15 protein-coding genes are annotated in these 15,380 nt (G+C 58.8%); 10 read left to right on the top strand and 5 right to left on the bottom strand.

All coding sequences use genetic code 11. From position 1 onward, the window contains the following. Nucleotides 1-130: 130 nt before the first annotated feature. Entirely contained in the window at nt 131-1,960 is a 1,830-nt protein-coding gene (locus tag B3R00_RS07245; RefSeq protein WP_286998351.1) for a Na/Pi cotransporter family protein, read from the top strand. A 158-nt stretch (nt 1,961-2,118) separates the two neighbouring features. On the opposite strand, the gene B3R00_RS07240 is transcribed toward B3R00_RS07245, so the two are convergent. The 4 genes from B3R00_RS07240 to B3R00_RS07225 form a co-directional block, all read right to left on the bottom strand. Next, nucleotides 2,119-2,511 (bottom strand): hypothetical protein, encoded by a 393-nt coding sequence (locus tag B3R00_RS07240; protein ID WP_286998350.1) that lies wholly within the window; start codon nt 2,509-2,511, stop codon nt 2,119-2,121. Nucleotides 2,512-2,936: 425 nt separating this feature from the next. Beyond that, nucleotides 2,937-3,974 (bottom strand): DctP family TRAP transporter solute-binding subunit, encoded by a 1,038-nt coding sequence (locus B3R00_RS07235; protein WP_286998348.1) that lies wholly within the window; start codon nt 3,972-3,974, stop codon nt 2,937-2,939. A gap of 45 nt (nt 3,975-4,019) precedes the next feature. After that, nucleotides 4,020-5,318: a TRAP transporter large permease gene (locus B3R00_RS07230; RefSeq protein ID WP_286998346.1), complete on the bottom strand. Its 1,299-nt coding sequence runs from the start codon at nt 5,316-5,318 to the stop codon at nt 4,020-4,022. Further along, nucleotides 5,315-5,875 (bottom strand): TRAP transporter small permease, encoded by a 561-nt coding sequence (locus B3R00_RS07225; RefSeq protein ID WP_286998344.1) that lies wholly within the window; start codon nt 5,873-5,875, stop codon nt 5,315-5,317. Before B3R00_RS07225 ends, B3R00_RS07230 begins: the two co-directional genes overlap by 4 nt. 197 nt (nt 5,876-6,072) lie before the next feature. Here B3R00_RS07225 and B3R00_RS07220 point away from each other — a divergent pair, with 197 nt between their 5' ends. From B3R00_RS07220 to B3R00_RS07200, 5 genes are all read left to right on the top strand, one after another. Then, the gene (locus B3R00_RS07220; RefSeq protein ID WP_286998343.1) at nt 6,073-7,023 is read left to right on the top strand and encodes a LysR substrate-binding domain-containing protein; all 951 of its coding nucleotides are present in this window, start codon (nt 6,073-6,075) and stop codon (nt 7,021-7,023) included. Nucleotides 7,024-7,343: 320 nt separating this feature from the next. Then, nucleotides 7,344-8,240 carry an amino acid ABC transporter substrate-binding protein gene (locus tag B3R00_RS07215; RefSeq protein ID WP_286998341.1) on the top strand — a complete coding sequence of 299 codons (897 nt, stop codon included), beginning with the start codon at nt 7,344-7,346 and terminating at the stop codon, nt 8,238-8,240. 107 nt (nt 8,241-8,347) lie between these two features. After that, nucleotides 8,348-9,103: an amino acid ABC transporter permease gene (locus B3R00_RS07210; RefSeq protein ID WP_174862451.1), complete on the top strand. Its 756-nt coding sequence runs from the start codon at nt 8,348-8,350 to the stop codon at nt 9,101-9,103. A 3-nt stretch (nt 9,104-9,106) separates the two neighbouring features. Further along, complete coding sequence (locus B3R00_RS07205; protein ID WP_174862452.1) at nt 9,107-9,778, top strand: amino acid ABC transporter permease; 672 nt, start codon at nt 9,107-9,109, stop codon at nt 9,776-9,778. Nucleotides 9,779-9,810: 32 nt separating this feature from the next. Continuing rightward, nucleotides 9,811-10,551, top strand: a complete 741-nt coding sequence (locus B3R00_RS07200; protein WP_284213095.1) for an amino acid ABC transporter ATP-binding protein — start codon at nt 9,811-9,813, stop codon at nt 10,549-10,551. Nucleotides 10,552-10,752: 201 nt separating this feature from the next. Here the strand turns inward: B3R00_RS07200 and B3R00_RS07195 are convergent, their stop codons facing one another. Further along, on the bottom strand, nt 10,753-11,532 hold the full coding sequence (locus B3R00_RS07195) for a siderophore-interacting protein (RefSeq protein WP_286998338.1): 780 nt from the start codon (nt 11,530-11,532) through the stop codon (nt 10,753-10,755). Nucleotides 11,533-11,620: 88 nt separating this feature from the next. Between B3R00_RS07195 and pyrC the strand changes: the two genes are divergently transcribed. The 4 genes from pyrC to B3R00_RS07175 all read left to right on the top strand — a co-directional run bounded on the left by pyrC (nt 11,621) and on the right by B3R00_RS07175 (nt 15,214). Then, nucleotides 11,621-12,664: a dihydroorotase gene (pyrC, locus tag B3R00_RS07190; RefSeq protein ID WP_286998336.1), complete on the top strand. Its 1,044-nt coding sequence runs from the start codon at nt 11,621-11,623 to the stop codon at nt 12,662-12,664. Between the two features lie 301 nt (nt 12,665-12,965). Then, nucleotides 12,966-13,658 carry a hypothetical protein gene (locus B3R00_RS07185; RefSeq protein WP_286998335.1) on the top strand — a complete coding sequence of 231 codons (693 nt, stop codon included), beginning with the start codon at nt 12,966-12,968 and terminating at the stop codon, nt 13,656-13,658. A 135-nt stretch (nt 13,659-13,793) separates the two neighbouring features. Further along, nucleotides 13,794-14,171: a hypothetical protein gene (locus B3R00_RS07180; protein ID WP_219162785.1), complete on the top strand. Its 378-nt coding sequence runs from the start codon at nt 13,794-13,796 to the stop codon at nt 14,169-14,171. Nucleotides 14,172-14,296: 125 nt separating this feature from the next. Next, entirely contained in the window at nt 14,297-15,214 is a 918-nt protein-coding gene (locus B3R00_RS07175) for an NYN domain-containing protein (RefSeq protein ID WP_219162784.1), read from the top strand. Nucleotides 15,215-15,380 lie beyond the last annotated feature (166 nt).

Below are 15,380 nucleotides of genomic sequence, written 5' to 3'. Positions count from 1 at the left end.
AGTGAGCGCCCGGGACAGGCCGTGATGCTGCAGGGGGCAACTCAAAAGGCCCCAGCGGTTCGTTCTGTACGCGCAGCGTGGTGCTGCGGCGTCGCTTTATCACCCCACCCCAAAATTGCAAAGGTGCGACGTGCTCAGCCCCGTCTATTCCAAACATTCCCTCATCGTGCTGGCCTTTGCGGCTTTGGCATGGTCGTTCTGGTACAGCGCAGGCTGGCTGGTGCTGTGCGCGGGCTTGGCCTTGTTTCTGTTTGGCATGCAGAGCCTGGAGCAAGGCCTCAAAAGTCTGGCCGGTGGCAAGTTGGAGCAGTGGCTTTCCAAAAGCACGGCCACACCGTTCAAGGGGCTGCTGTTTGGGACGGCGGCAACCTTTGTGCTGCAGTCCAGCACCCTGGTGTCGCTGCTGACAATTGCGTTCCTGAGCACGGGTTTGATCTCCCTGGCAGGCAGCATTGCCGTGCTGTTTGGTGCCAATTTGGGGGCGACCAGCGGCATTTGGCTGCTGGCCTTGGCGGGGCAGAACATCAGCATGGCCAAGTTGGCCATGCCGCTGCTGGTGTTCGGTGTGCTGCTGGGCTTCTCGGGCGACAAAGGCAAAGCCATTGGCCGCTTTTTGCTGGGTATTTCACTGATTTTTTTGGGCATTGACCAAATCAAGGAAGGCTTTTCCAGCTTTGGTGATTTGCGCCTGGATCGCTACAGCGCCCAGGGCATGCAAGGGGCTTTGCTCTTTGTGGGGGTAGGCACCTTGATTACCGTGGTGCTGCAATCAAGCCATGCAACGTTGATGCTGACGCTGGCCGCGTTGGCCAGCCAGCAGCTGGAGCTGTCGCAGGCGCTGTCGATTGCGATTGGCTCCAACGTCGGCTCTGCCGTGTCGACCGGTGTGATGGGCATGATTGGCAGCGCCCGCAGCGGCCAGCGTTTGGCGGTGGCACACGTGGTGTTCAACTGCACCACGGCGGTGCTGGCGTTTTTCTTGCTGTCACCCATGGCATGGGTGGTCATGCAGGGGGCAGGGTTGATGGGCATGGGAGACAACAAGCTGATCCAGCTGGCCATGTTCCACACCCTGTTCAACGTGATGGGTGTGGGCGTGTTTTGGCCGCTGCAGCAGCAACTGGCCAAGGCGCTGGAGCGCTGGCTGCCCGATGCGCAAGAACCCTCTGTACTGATTGCAGCGGATGTCACGCAGGTGGTGCAGACCACACGCGCACGCTATTTGCAACCCGCGTCGCTGCGAACGGTGGAAAGCGCGTGCAGTGCTGTCTCCAAAGAGCTGCAGCATATGGGGCGCCTGGGGCTGGAAGTGGTGGCTTATGCCCTGTATGCCCCGCCGCTGCTGCGCACTGCGCTGGAGCGTGAAGACCCCGAGTTGCGCAGCCGTTTGCAGCAGCAGGCGATCAATGCCGACGTGCTCTACAAAACCCACATCAAAGGCGTGTATGCCGATTTGCTGGAGTTCATGGGCAGCATGGTGCAGCCGATGGACAGCGCCCAGCAAGAATTCTGGCAGCACAGCCAGGTGGCGGCGTTTCAGCTGGTGGAGGCCGTAAAGGATGCGCACCGCCTGCAGCGCAATATGTACAAATACCTGCAAGAGCCCGATGACTGCGCCGCGCGCAGCAGCTATCTGGAGCTGCGCTTGTACATGCTGCAAACCCTGAAAGACATCCGAGTGCTGAGCGTGTCGGAGCTGCCTGAATCGCAATGGGTGCAGGAGCTGCAGGCGCTGGATGCCTCGGTGGCCGCTTTTGATGCTCAGTTTCGCAAGCACCTGTTTGCCTCGATCCGCGGAGGCTTGCTCGATGGCTTGACGGTCAGCTCCTTGATGAACGACTTGGGCTTTGCCCAAACCATCATCCATGGGCTGCGCCAGGTGCTGCTGCTGGGCGAGGGCCACGAAGCGGCACGCCAGCAACAGTTGTTGATGGGCGATGCGCCGCTGATTCAGGCATAGGGTGTGGGCATACCCCGCATGCAATTCCAGGTGTGAACGTTTGCCTTTGCCTTGCTGGGTGAACCCCATGTGGGGTGAACACGCCTTCGCCATTCCCATCAAAAAGAGCTGTCCGCGCTGATTTAGCCAGCGCATGCAGCTCTTTTTTGTGCGGGTGTTTATTGGTGCATGCCAAACAGCGACACTGGCCGCTGCTGTAGTGGCAGTCTGGTGGACGCCGTGGTGGGCGGAGGGCAGGTGGCCACCGGCTGCAGCGCAGACGCACCCGCTTGGCGGTGACTGGCCTGGAGTTTGCGCTGGTGCTGTTGTAGGAGCCAGGCGCCCCAGCCCCACCACAGCAGCATGGCTGCTGCACAGGTATACGCCAGCAAGGACAGGGTGGTGGGCAGCGGGCGCGTGGAAGCCATCCACAGCCCCATGATGCTGAGCATGGCCAAGGCACAGCCCACAATCAGGTACACAGTCACCAGCACCGAGGCGGCGAAATGCTGGTCCAAGACGGTATCCCGGGGGGAATGGATGGGCGCGAAAGCAGAGGAAGCGGCAGACATGAAAACTCTCCAGCGGACACAACACGCAGCGCGCACCGAGGGGCTCACGTTGCAATACCAAAGCCAGGAGAGCTGCCGCTACAAGTACCAGAGTCATTCCAGCAAGACGCGTGACTGTAGCGGATATCAGTGAATACCCTTGTTGGCGCAGCGATGGAATCTGATGCCGGGGGTTTATGGGTTTTTAATGAAAAAAGCTCCTATCGCTCATGGGTGCTGCGCGGGCAGCTACTATTTTTTTGAATGACTGTGCCCAATCCGCAACGTGTTCCTGCGCGGGTTGGCTTGCCGTGTGTGCCGCGGGGCGGCGGCGTGACGTGGGCAGCGCTGCGGAGCACGCTCGATTTCATGGGCTGAAAAAAAAGGAGCCTGAAGGCTCCTTGGTGCAGATGGCCCCTTGGTGAAGGGGCAAATCGGCATGCTGATTACTTCTTGCGCTCCGCGATGGCTTTTTCAGCCATGTCCACCAGGTTGGTGCCGATCTGGGGCTTCCACTTGGTGTAGACGCTCTTGGTGGCGTCGGCAAACACCTTGCGTTGCGCGGCGCTCAGGTCGGTCACGGTCACGCCCAAGGCGGTCAGTTCTTTGACCAAAGGCTTGTCGGCTTCGCTCATGCCCTTGCGGGAAATGACGATTTGCTCTTTGGCAGCATCCAGCGCGGCTTGCTTGACGATGGCTTGGTCTTCCTTGGTCCAGCTGGCCCACACGTCCTTGTTCACCACGTAGATCAGCGGATCGTTCATGTAGCCCCACAGCGTCAGGTGCTTTTGGCCCACGGTGTTGAGCTTGGCCGCCATGTACACGGACACGGGGTTTTCCTGGCCGTCCACGGCGCCGCTGGCCATGGCGGGCTGGGCATCGGCCCAGCTCATTTGCGTGGGGTTGGCACCCAAGGCCGTGAAGGTGTCCAGGAACAGGGGGGAGCCGACCACGCGGATTTTCATGCCTTTCAGGTCTTCGGGCTTGGCAATCGCATGCTTGGAGTTGGAGATTTCACGGTAGCCGTTCTCACCCCAAGCCAGTGGCAGCACCCCGGCCTTGTCGATGGTCTTGAAGATTTCTTGGCCCACTTGGCCTTGCACCACGGCATCCACCGCAGCGTAGTCGGGGAACAGGAAGGGCAGCGAGAACAGGTTCAGCGCCTTGACCTGGGGCGACCAGTTGATGGTGGAGCCCACGGCCATGTCGATCACGCCCTGGCGGATGGCGCTAAACTCGCGCGTTTGGTCGCCTTGCACCAGCGAGGTGCCGGGGTACAGCTTGATGTTGATACGGCCCTGGGTGCGTTCGCGCACTTTGTTGGCCCACAGTTCAGCGCCCTTGCCCCATGGGAAGGCCGTACCCAGCACGATGGACAGACGGTATTCGTCTTTGTACTTGGCTTGCGCGTGGGCGGCAGGCAGGCCCATGGTGAGCAAAGTGGCGGCGGCTGCCGTGACGGTCAGGAAAGTGCGCTGTTTCATGGTTTGTCTCCTCTTAGGGTTTAAGTTTTCAAGCACTCAGAAAAATCAGTAGCCTAGCTTGGCGGGCAGCCACAGCGCCAGCTGCGGGAAGGCAATCACCAGCAGCATGACCAGGAACATGGCTATCAGCATCGGGATGACCCAACGCACGGTGGATTCCATGGGCACGCCGGCGATGCGGCAGGACACCATCAGGTTCACGGCCAACGGCGGCGTGAACTGGCCCAGGGCCACCTTCAGCGTCAGGATCACACCGAACCACACGGGATCCCAGCCGTAGTGCTGCATGATGGGCAGCAGCAGCGGCACGAAGATCAGAAAGATGGAGATGCCGTCCAGGAACATGCCCACGGTGATCAGCAGCAGGATCAGCAGCATCAGCACGCCGTATTCACCCAGTCCGGAGTTGACGATGGCAGCGGCCACCGGATCAATCACACCCAGCGTGGACAGCGAGAAGGCAAAAATACCGGCCAGCGACACCACCAGCATGATCACGGCCGACAGCTCACCGGCTTCGCGCAAGATGGTGAACAGGTCGCGCAGGCCAATCGTGCGGTGGATGCACATGCCGACAAACAGGCCGTAGAACACGGCCACTACCGCGGCTTCGGTGGGTGTGAACCAGCCGGCGCGCATGCCGCCCAAAATCAATATGGGCGCGGCCAAGCCCCAAATAGCTTCTTTGAAGCTTTTCCACAGTTCGGGCCGGGGCAGCGCGGCTTCCAGGTGGCCCATCTTGTGTTTGCGCGCCATCCACACGGCAGGCACGATCAAGGCAATGCCCGCCAAGATGCCGGGCACCATGCCCGCGGCAAACAGCGCCGGCACCGAGGCGCCGGGCACCAGCACCGAGTAGATGATGAAGGCCACCGAAGGCGGAATCAGGATGTCGGTGGCGGCAGCCGCGCCCACCACGCTGGCCGAGAAGCTGCCGGGGTAGCCTGCGCGGTACATGGCCGCAATCATCACGCCGCCCACAGCCGCCGCATTGGCGGGGCCGGAGCCCGAGATGCCGCCCAAGAACATGGCCACCACAATCGCCACCAGCGGCAGCATGCCGGCGCCACGGCCGACGATGGCAATCGCAAAGTTCACCAAGCGGGCGGCGACGCCGGAGCGGTCAAAGATGGAGCCCACCAGCACAAACATGGGAATGGCCAAGAGCGGGTACTTGCCCAGACCCGCATAGAAGTTTTGCGGCACGGCCAGCAGGCCGAACCATTGCGTATCCAGACTGGCCAGCGCAATGCAGGCGGCGCCCGCTAAACCCAAGGCCGCGCCAATCGGCACGCCCAAGAACATCAATACCAAAAAGGCGACAAACAGGAGCGTGGCGATCATGGCTGCTCCTTGCTGGTGGTTTCGGCGGACTCGATGATTTCGCTCTCCAACGCGCCGGGTTTGCCTTGGCGGACGAACAGGCCAATGGCGCGGGCGGTGATGGCCAGCGAGCAAATGGGCAACCAGATGGAGTACCACCACTGCGGCACACCAATGCCGGGTGAGGTTTCCTCGTAGCGCCAGTCGTCCCACACGACGCGGGCGCTCAGCACCACCAGCAGTCCAAAAAGTAGAGCTACGGACGCAGAGCCCAAGCGCGCTAGCGCCTTTTTTCGGGCTGCAGTGCCACGGCTGGTGAGGAATTCAATGCGGATGTGCTGATCACGCGCGACGGCTGCGCTGCCAGCCACCATGGCCAGCAAAATCATCAGAAAGATGGAGATTTCTTCCGTCCAGGCAAAGGAAGCATCGGTGAAATAGCGCACCAGCACGTTGCCAAACGTGATCAGGGCCAGCAGCGCCATGATGATGACGGTGAGCCAATCTTCAATGCGAAGGGAGCGTGGCTCGTCAGAGCCTGCGGCCACAGGGGCCGGGCTGGATGTGGGTTCGGACATGTCGCGGAATCGAAAACAGAAGCAAGAGAGGGCGCTAGTGCGATTCCGGAGCAGGCTGTGTTGTGCACGCCAGCCGGACGCTGAGCTCGGGCACGGATGGGCGCGCAAGCTCAAGCAGCATTATTGGAGCTTTCTTTTACATTGACTATGCGGAACCTACTGAGGCGTCAGATTCCGGCAAGGCGATAATCACGGCTATGGAAACAAAATGGCTTGAAGACTTTGTAAGTCTGGCTGAAACGCGCAGCTTCAGCCGCTCCGCCCAACTGCGCCATGTGACACAGCCCGCGTTTTCGCGCCGTATTCAGGCGCTGGAGGCGTGGGCCGGTACCGATTTGGTCGATCGCAGCTCTTACCCTACGCGTCTGACGTCGGCGGGCAAGACCATGTACGACCAAGCGCTGGAGATGCTGCAGTCGCTGCAAAGCACCCGCTCCATGCTCCGCGCCCACTCCAGCAGCGACAAAGGCATGGTGGGCTTCGCCGTGCCGCATACGCTGGCGTTTACCTTCTTCCCCTCGTGGGTGTCGCAGGTGCAAGAGCAATTTGGCTCTTTCAAAAGCCGCCTGATTGCGCTGAATGTGCACGATGCCGTGATGCGGCTGGTGGAAGGCGGCTGTGACTTGCTGATCGCCTACCACCACAGCTCTCAGCCTTTCCAGCTTGACTCTTCGCGCTATGAAATGGTGCGTTTGGGTGAAGAGCTGCTGGCGCCCTACGCCAAGCCGGATGCCAAGGGGCAGCCCCTGTTCATGCTGCCGGGCACGGCGGCAGAGCCCTTGCCGTTCCTGGCCTATGGGCCTGGAGCCTATTTGGGGCGCTTGACGGAGTTGCTCCTCAAAGAAGCAGACATGCCGGTGCACCTGGAGCGTGTGTACGAAACCGATATGGCCGAAGGCCTGAAAGCCATGGCGATCGAGGGGCATGGCGTGGCATTCCTGCCATATAGCGCCGTGCGCAACGAATTGGCCAGTGGGCGCCTGGTCAGCGCGGTGCCCGCAGGGTCGAGCAAATTTCAGCTGCCCATGGATGTGTTGGCCTACCGTGAAAAACCAACGGGCAAAGACGCACAAAAAACCGTGGTGCAGGCCTTATGGAGCTTTTTGCAGCAATTGGCTGCCGAGCAAGAACAGCGCAAGACCAACTAAATGGCACAGAGATTGCAAAGAGGGTGGTAGCACCCTCTTGCGAAGCGATTTCCCGGGGGACTGGGACATCGCTTTTTTTTGCCTTTTTCACCAAATAAGTGCAAAAAATGGAGCTTTTTAGGGGTTTGTACGCATCAAACTTTTTCTTGGAAGCGGTTTCAACCTTTTACGATGGAAGACATTCCGCTTGGCGATGCGAGAGGGGCGGTAATTTCTGTCACATACCGGACAAAGTGTGGCAGATTATGTACATCATGCATGACCCTATGCGTTAAGCGATGGGCTGCTTGTTCAACAAGATTGACTTTGAGGAGCTCTGTATGAAGAAACATTTGCTGGCAGCCGCCGTATTGGCCTTGGCAACTGGAAGCGCGATGGCGCAAGCCAATGACACTTTGGCGAAGGTCAAGGCATCTGGCAGCCTGACGCTGGGCGTGCGTGAATCTTCGGGTGCACTGGGCTACACCTTGGGTGACGGCAAATACGTGGGTTTCCACACTGAAATGGCTGAAAACATCACGGCCGATATTGGCAAGCAGCTGGGCACTAAGGTGCAAGCCAAGTACCAGCCCGTGACGTCGCAAAACCGTATTCCGCTGGTAGTGAACGGCACCGTGGATCTGGAGTGCGGCTCCACCACCAACGACCTGAACCGTCAAAAGGATGTGGATTTCGCCAACACCACCTATGTGGAGCAAGTGCGCATCGCCGTGAAGGCCAACTCTGGCATCAACGATGTCAAGGACTTGAATGGCAAGACCGTGGCCACCACCACAGGCACCACTTCGGTGCAGTTGCTGCGCCAGAACAAGCGTGCTGAAGGCATCGAGTTCAAGAACATCATGGGCAAGGACCACGCCGACAGCTTCTTGCTGCTGGAAACTGGCCGCGCCGATGCGTTCGTGATGGACGGCTCGATTCTGGCGGGCAACATCTCGAAGTCCAAGAACGCCAAGGACTTCAAGATTGTGGGCGAGCCGCTGTCTACCGAGCCAATCGCTTGCATGGTGCGCAAGAACGATCCTGCCTTCCTGAAGGCCGTGAACGATTCCATCGCCCGCCAGGTCAAGGACGGCACGCTGGCCAAGCTGTGGGACAAGTGGTTCATCCAGCCGATTCCTCCAGCCAACGTGGCGGTAGGCTTGCCTTTGTCGGATGCGACCAAGGATGCTTGGAACAACCCCAACAACAAGCCTAAGGAAGATTACAACAAGTAATTTTTTGCCGACGGGATGCGCCCCACCTGCATCTTGCGGGCCGGGGCGTTTTCCGTTGGAGGGCCTGTCCGAGACAGGCGTAAGGTGGTTAATTGGAAGGAAATCCTATGAATTGGGATTGGCAAATGTTCTGCGAAGACACGCTGGACCGCACGGTGCGCGAAGGCTGTTTTGGCAAGGACGGCGACATCACCTATCTGGACTGGATGCTGTCGGCCTGGGGCTGGACGGTCTCTGTGTCCATCTTGGCGCTGCTGCTGGCGCTGGCTGTTGGTGTAGTGATCGGTACCTTGCGTACCTTGGAAAACCGTCCCTGGACGGTGCGTTTGGGCAATGCGTGGGTGGAGTTTTTCCGCAATATTCCATTGCTGGTACAAATTTTTATCTGGTACCACGTGGTGCCATCCATCTTCCCGGCGATGAAGTCCGTCTCGGGCTTTGTGCTTGTGGTGTTGGCCTTAGGTTTCTTCACTTCGGCGCGGATTGCCGAGCAAGTGCGCTCGGGCATTCAGGCCTTGCCCCGTGGTCAGCGCTATGCGGGCATGGCCATGGGCTTTACCACCTGGCAGACCTACCGCTACGTGCTGCTGCCCAATGCGTTTCGCATCATCATTCCGCCGCTGACCAGCGAGACGATGAACATCTTCAAGAACTCGTCGGTGGCGTTTGCCGTGTCGGTGACCGAGTTGACCATGTTCGCCATGCAGGCGCAGGAAGAGACAGGTCGCGGCATTGAGGTCTATCTGGCCGTGACCGGCCTGTACATCGTGTCGGCCTTCACCATCAATCGCATCATGGCCTTCATTGAAAAGCGCACCCGTGTGCCGGGCTTGGTGGCAACCACTGCAGCGGGAGGTCACTAAACCATGAACTTCTCTTTGGATTGGTCTTTCTACAACTGGGACTTGATCAGCAACTTCGTGATCAAGGGCCTGGGTTTCAGCCTGATGCTGACCGTCATCGCGACGCTGGGCGGTATTTTCTTTGGCACTTTGCTGGCGCTGATGCGCTTGTCTGGCAAGCAATGGCTGGTCGTGCCTGCCACCATCTATGTCAATGGCATGCGCTCCATTCCGTTGGTGATGGTGATCTTGTGGTTCTTCTTGCTGGTGCCGCTGGTCATTGGCAAACCGATTGGTGCCGAAATGTCGGCCATCATCACCTTCATCGCGTTTGAGGCCGCCTATTTCTCGGAAATCATGCGCGCGGGCATCCAGTCGATTCCACGGGGACAGGTGTTTGCAGGGCAGGCTATGGGCATGACTTACGGCCAGAACATGCGCCTGATCATCTTGCCCCAGGCGTTCCGCAACATGCTGCCCGTGCTGCTGACGCAAACCATCATCTTGTTCCAAGACACCTCACTGGTGTATGCGATTGGCGCTTACGACATGCTCAAGGGCTTTGAAGTGGCGGGCAAGAACTTTGGTCGCCCCATGGAAGCGTATTTGGCGGCGGCTGTTATTTACTTTGTGATCTGCTTTGCCCTGTCGTATATGGTCAAGCGGCTGCACAAAAAGATCGCCATCATTCGTTGATGCGCACGGTCTGAAAGATTGAGGATTTATTCATGATCGAACTCAAGAACGTCTCCAAGTGGTATGGCAGCTTCCAGGTGCTCAACGACTGCTCAACCCGCATCAAAAAGGGTGAAGTGGTGGTGGTGTGCGGCCCTTCGGGCTCTGGCAAGTCCACGCTGATCAAGACCATCAACGCGCTGGAGCCCATCCAAAAGGGTGAGATTTGGGTGAATGGCACGGCCGTGCACGACACCAAGCACACCAACTTGCCCAAGTTGCGTTCCACCGTGGGCATGGTGTTCCAGCACTTTGAGCTGTTTCCCCACCTGACGGTGACGGAGAACCTGACGATCGCCCAGATCAAGGTGCTGGGCCGCAGCCCCGACGAAGCCAAAGTGCGTGGCCTGAAGATGCTGGACCGCGTGGGCCTGATGGCGCACAAGGACAAGGTGCCCGGCCAGCTCTCGGGCGGTCAGCAGCAGCGCGTGGCGATTGCCCGTGCGCTGTCCATGGACCCGAATGTGATGCTGTTTGACGAGCCGACTTCGGCGCTGGACCCTGAAATGGTGGGCGAAGTGCTGGACGTGATGGTGAGCCTGGCCAACGAAGGCATGACCATGATGTGCGTGACGCACGAAATGGGCTTTGCCAAGAAGGTGGCCAGCCGCGTGATCTTCATGGACGTGGGCGGCAAGATTCTGGAGGACTGCACCAAGGAAGATTTCTTTGGCAACCCCGATGCCCGCCAGCCGCGCACCAAGGATTTCCTGAGCAAAATTTTGCAGCACTGACGCCAGGCCTGCGGCCCGCAAGGCCGCCGCGCGCATGAGCCGATAAAAAAGCCGCTGTGGTCAGCGGCTTTTTTTTGTTGGGAGTGCGTGCCCCAAGCATGCATGGGGTATGCATGCCAAGCACAAAAAGCGGCGCTAGCGCTGATGCAGCAAGCGCTGGTAGCTATGAATTTCTTTGGCTGAGCATCATGGGGCTGGGCGTTATTCCTTGTCAGCCAACTCTTCGTGGTGTGCCACTTCGCCGTGCTTCCAGTACGCGGCGATGCGCATGCGCTTGGGGCTGGCGCCCTTGGATACAGCCATTTTGCGCAGCGCGGCCATTTCGCTGTGCTCGCCCGCTGCCCAGACAAAGCCATGGCCTTCGGCCGGGGGCAATGCTTCCATCGCGCGGGTCAATGTGTCCACCCACTGCACATCCAGTTGCGCGGGAGATTGCAGGGGCCGACGGTCGGCTTCGGGCACGGCCAGGCGCACCATGACTTTGGCTGTGGCAGGCAGCTGCGCCAAGCCGCGCTCGATGGCAGGCAAGCCGCTGGCGTCGGCCAGCAGCCAGTACCAGTCAAAGTCTTTGGCAATCACCATGGAGCCGCGTGGCCCGGCCACGCCCACCCAGCAGCCCATGGGTGCCGTGCGTGCCCATTCGGTGGCGGGGCCGTGCTCGTGCAGGGCAAAGTCCACGGTCAGGGTGTTGGTGGTCCAGCGCAGCGGGGTGTAGTCGCGCATGGTGGGGCGGGGGCCGTCGATGAAAGGCTTGCCATCCACCATCTGGGGCAGCAGGGGCTTTTCCAGACCTTCTTGCGGCAGGATGAGCTTGAAGTGGTCGTCAAACCCCGCGCTGGCAAAGTCGCGCAGTTCGCCCACCAGGGTCAGGCGCAGAAAGCCGGGGCTGATTTGCTCGCGCGAGAGCAGCTGCAGGTGGCGGGCCTTGAAAGGGTGGCGCACGCGTTCAAAAGCAGGGGTAGCGTTCACTTCGTTGGTCATGGAGTTGTGTTTTTAAATGAGAGTGTTTCTCATTATGCCCACAAGATTTGCAGCCCTGCTGGCAGGCAGTCAATGGGACAATAGCGGCATGACTGCCCCCACCACCCTCACCATTACCCGCCCCGATGATTGGCACCTGCACGTGCGCGATGGCGATGCCATGCGCTGCGTGGTGCCGCACAGCGCCCGCCAGATGGGCCGCGCCATCATCATGCCCAACCTCAAGCCGCCCGTGACGACGGCCGAACTGGCCGTGGCTTACCGCGAGCGCATTCTGTCGGCTGTGCCCGCTGGTAGCCAGTTCCAGCCGCTGATGACGCTGTACCTGACGGACAACCTCACGCCCGACGAAATCGTGCGCGCCAAGGCGGCTGGTGTGGTGGCCTGCAAGCTGTACCCCGCCGGTGCCACCACCAACTCGGACCATGGCGTGACCGATCTGCGCAAGATCTACCCCACACTCGAAGCCATGCAGGGCGAAGGCTTGGTGCTGCTGGTACACGGTGAAGTCACAGACCCCAGCATTGACCTGTTTGACCGCGAAGCCGTGTTCATCGAGCAGCAACTCAAGCCATTGCGCAAGGATTTCCCGGAACTCAAGATCGTCATGGAACACGTGACGACCAAGGAAGCGGCCGAGTACGTGGCTGCGGCCGATGACTTTCTGGCTGCCACCATCACGCCCCAGCACCTGCTGTTCAACCGCAACGCCATCTTCCTGGGCGGCGTGCGTCCGCACTTTTACTGCCTGCCGGTTTTGAAGCGCGAAACCCACCGCTTGGCCTTGGTGCAAGCGGCGACCAGCGGCAGCAAGAAGTTCTTCCTGGGTACCGACAGCGCACCGCATGCGGCACATCTGAAAGAAGCCGCCACCGGCTGCGCGGGCTGCTACAGCGCGCATGCGGCCATCGAGATGTATGCCGAAGTGTTCGACGGCGCCGGTGCGCTGGACAAGCTGGAAGCCTTTGCCTCCTTCAACGGCGCCGATTTTTACGGCCTGCCGCGCAACACCGATACCATTACCCTGGTCAAGGAAAGCTGGACGCCGCCCGTGAGCTTTGAATACGGCGAAGGCGCCCAGCTCAAGCCACTGCGCTTTGGCGAAGCCCTGCCTTGGAAGATGGTGGATTAAAAACAGGAGCTTTTAGCGCATGTATTTACTGGCTTTTCAAGTACTTTGTGCCTGAAAACAAGCAAGGGGCTGCGCAAGCAGCTCCTTTTTTTATGGTTCTACAGAAGCTGACTTTTCGTGGAAGAAGGCTGCTTTCAGACCTCCCTTCTCATATGGGCTATTTGTGAGCAGAGGTAAGCTGCGTGTGGCAATGCAGCAATTTTTCCTAAAATGCCTTCATCATTGACCTTTTACAGGCTAATGCTCGTGCAGGCGCATGTCTACGCAGACCGTCTTGTTGCGGCATTATGGAAAAAACAATATGCAATACCGCCCTCACGTTCTGGCAGCGAGTCTGATGTTGGCTGTTACCTCGGCCATGGCGCAGTCGGCAGTTGCGAACCCTGCCGCAGTTTCCTCCGCGAAGACGTTTCCGCTTCAGGGTGAGTACGCGCAGATCGAGACGAGCAACACCCGTGCCATGGTGGGGCTGCTGAATGGCGGTACTGCCGCAGACAAAGCCATGGTGGTGGACACCTTGGTGCAGCGACCCGGAAAGTTTCAGCCGCCCGTGCTGTTTGCAGTGTCTCAGACCCTGTTTCAAGCCGGCAAGAAGGATGATGCGGCCTTCTTGTTTTATGCCGCCCAGCTGCGGGCACGCATGGATGCCAACCTGAGTACTGACCCGAGTGCCGGGCAGGCGGTGGGTATCTTGAGCCAACGCTATGGACCACAGATCAACCAGTACATGCTGCAGGATCTGGACAAGGCGCAGCAGTTGATGGCACAGGTGCAGGCTTGGGATCTCCAAACACCCTACGACTATGACCGCCGTTGGATCAGCCTACATGGCATGGGCGCGTTCCTGGCATCTTCCAACCCAGGCCAGGCTGCCAAGCCGTTGATGGTGGCCGAGGATCAGTGGCAGGCCGTGATCGCAAAGACTACTTTGACGGTTTTCGCGAATCTTTGGACGAGCTGCGAGCCAGCGCAGCGGCCAAGCGTTAAGAGCTGATCACACCGTTTTTGAAGCGCTGCTGCCTTGCCTGGCCGTACGAAGGTATTACCTGTGACTTGCTCGGTGGAGATCTGAGCTTTGGGTGAAGCCGGGATTTCAATATGTGCAACGAGAAACAACTAGGAGACAAGCGTGAGAGCACTTAAAAAAGCAGGAGCAGCCATTGCTATGGGCGGTATGTTGATGACTGGGGTACATGCGGCCGCTTTGGATGAAACCTCGTCCAAATTGATCCACATGACAGCTCAGTTCACCGAGATGGGTCTGGCCTGTGGCGAAACGTCTGCCAGCGATGCCAGTGCAGGCAAGGCCAAGCAGCGTCAGGTCATGCAGGCCCAAGGCATTGATGCACAAAGCTATGACAAGGCTTATGACGCGGCAAGCGCAGACTTCCGTAAAAAGTGGGCGGCTCTACCTGCCGAGAAGCAAAAAAGCACTTGTGCCGGAATGAAGCGTAAAAGCCAGGAAAGCGCGGCCCGCCTCAAGGAAAGCGCAGTCAACCTCAAATAAGCTGCCATGGCAGAACCAGTCCAGCGGACGGTAGTGGATGGTTTGCATGCAAAGGGGAGAGCGTCGGTTTACTCTCGCCGGAGTCGATGCATGAAAAATATGCCCTATTGCACACAGGAGACTGCATGCCCGTTGATACCCAGCCCCGTATTGCTCTGTTGATTGATGCGGACAATGCGCCCGCCGAGATGATTGATGAGATCTTGACGGAGCTTTCCACCTTCGGTGTCATCAACACCCGCCGCGCCTATGGCAACTGGACCAAATCGGGCCTGCATGGCTGGCAGAACAAATTGCTGGAATACGCCGTGCGGCCCATGCAGCAGTTTGATTACTCCAAAGGTAAAAACGCCACCGATATGGCCATGACGGTGGACGCGATGGAGTTGCTGTACACCGAAAAGCCCGATGCGTTTGGCATTGTTTCGTCCGACGCGGATTTCACGCCACTGGTCATGCACCTGCGCGCCAAAGGTGCGGCCGTGTATGGCTTTGGTGCCGAGCAAACGCCCAAGGCATTTGTGAATGCCTGCTCGCGCTTTTTGTATTTTGATGCCTTGCTGGAGCTGGGTGATGGTATTGCTAGTCGCAGTGATCGTAGAGATGTAGTGTTGGAAAACGGTGATCCACAAGTACTACCGTTGTCTAGTGCTGCCAGCAAGGATGCCGTGACGCAACCCAGCATAACTAAAGCACCAGTCAGTGCTGCAGAGGTCGCGAGACCAATGCCCTGCAAGTTGCCAGTACCCACAAACTTGCTGCGTCAAGACACGAAGTTGTTAGCAATGTTGCGTGATGCTGTGAAAGCTACCCAGGATGAAGCCGGATGGGCAGCTGTTGGTAAGGTTGGGACGCATATTGGCAATAAGCTGTCTTTTGATGCTCGCAACTATGGATACTCGACGTTGAGTAAGTTGTTAGCGGCGATCCAAGCGTTTGATTTTCGTGATGAAGGTACGTCACGCGTTGCTGTTCGAGACAAACGAGCTAAGAAGGCTGGTCCCTTGTCAGCTGGGTCTGCCGAAGTTCATACTGCTAAATAGAGGCTTGGTATGTGCAAAAAATGCCAACGGCATCGAGTATGGGCGAAGCACCATTTGTGCAGCGTGGCTATGTAACGGTAGAGGCGGTGCAACGCCCAAGAATGCGTGGAACTTCGGCGGCACAACGCTGCTCCAAACAGCGATTGCTTCTATGATGGCTGTCGTA

The organism is Comamonas sp. UBA7840, from assembly GCF_002501455.1.
Classification (GTDB): domain Bacteria; phylum Pseudomonadota; class Gammaproteobacteria; order Burkholderiales; family Burkholderiaceae_C; genus Comamonas; species Comamonas jiangduensis.
This window is presented reverse-complemented; position numbering and strand designations above follow the sequence as displayed.

Coding starts and splice junctions, on each gene's coding strand:
- B3R00_RS07240 (WP_286998350.1), bottom strand. CDS start 2,511: ATGTCTGCCGCTTCCTCTGCTTTCGCGCCCATCCATTCCCCCCGGGAT.
- B3R00_RS07235 (WP_286998348.1), bottom strand. CDS start 3,974: ATGAAACAGCGCACTTTCCTGACCGTCACGGCAGCCGCCGCCACTTTG.
- B3R00_RS07230 (WP_286998346.1), bottom strand. CDS start 5,318: ATGATCGCCACGCTCCTGTTTGTCGCCTTTTTGGTATTGATGTTCTTG.
- B3R00_RS07225 (WP_286998344.1), bottom strand. CDS start 5,875: ATGTCCGAACCCACATCCAGCCCGGCCCCTGTGGCCGCAGGCTCTGAC.
- B3R00_RS07220 (WP_286998343.1), top strand. CDS start 6,073: ATGGAAACAAAATGGCTTGAAGACTTTGTAAGTCTGGCTGAAACGCGC.
- B3R00_RS07215 (WP_286998341.1), top strand. CDS start 7,344: ATGAAGAAACATTTGCTGGCAGCCGCCGTATTGGCCTTGGCAACTGGA.
- B3R00_RS07210 (WP_174862451.1), top strand. CDS start 8,348: ATGAATTGGGATTGGCAAATGTTCTGCGAAGACACGCTGGACCGCACG.
- B3R00_RS07205 (WP_174862452.1), top strand. CDS start 9,107: ATGAACTTCTCTTTGGATTGGTCTTTCTACAACTGGGACTTGATCAGC.
- B3R00_RS07200 (WP_284213095.1), top strand. CDS start 9,811: ATGATCGAACTCAAGAACGTCTCCAAGTGGTATGGCAGCTTCCAGGTG.
- B3R00_RS07195 (WP_286998338.1), bottom strand. CDS start 11,532: ATGACCAACGAAGTGAACGCTACCCCTGCTTTTGAACGCGTGCGCCAC.
- pyrC (WP_286998336.1), top strand. CDS start 11,621: ATGACTGCCCCCACCACCCTCACCATTACCCGCCCCGATGATTGGCAC.
- B3R00_RS07185 (WP_286998335.1), top strand. CDS start 12,966: ATGCAATACCGCCCTCACGTTCTGGCAGCGAGTCTGATGTTGGCTGTT.
- B3R00_RS07175 (WP_219162784.1), top strand. CDS start 14,297: ATGCCCGTTGATACCCAGCCCCGTATTGCTCTGTTGATTGATGCGGAC.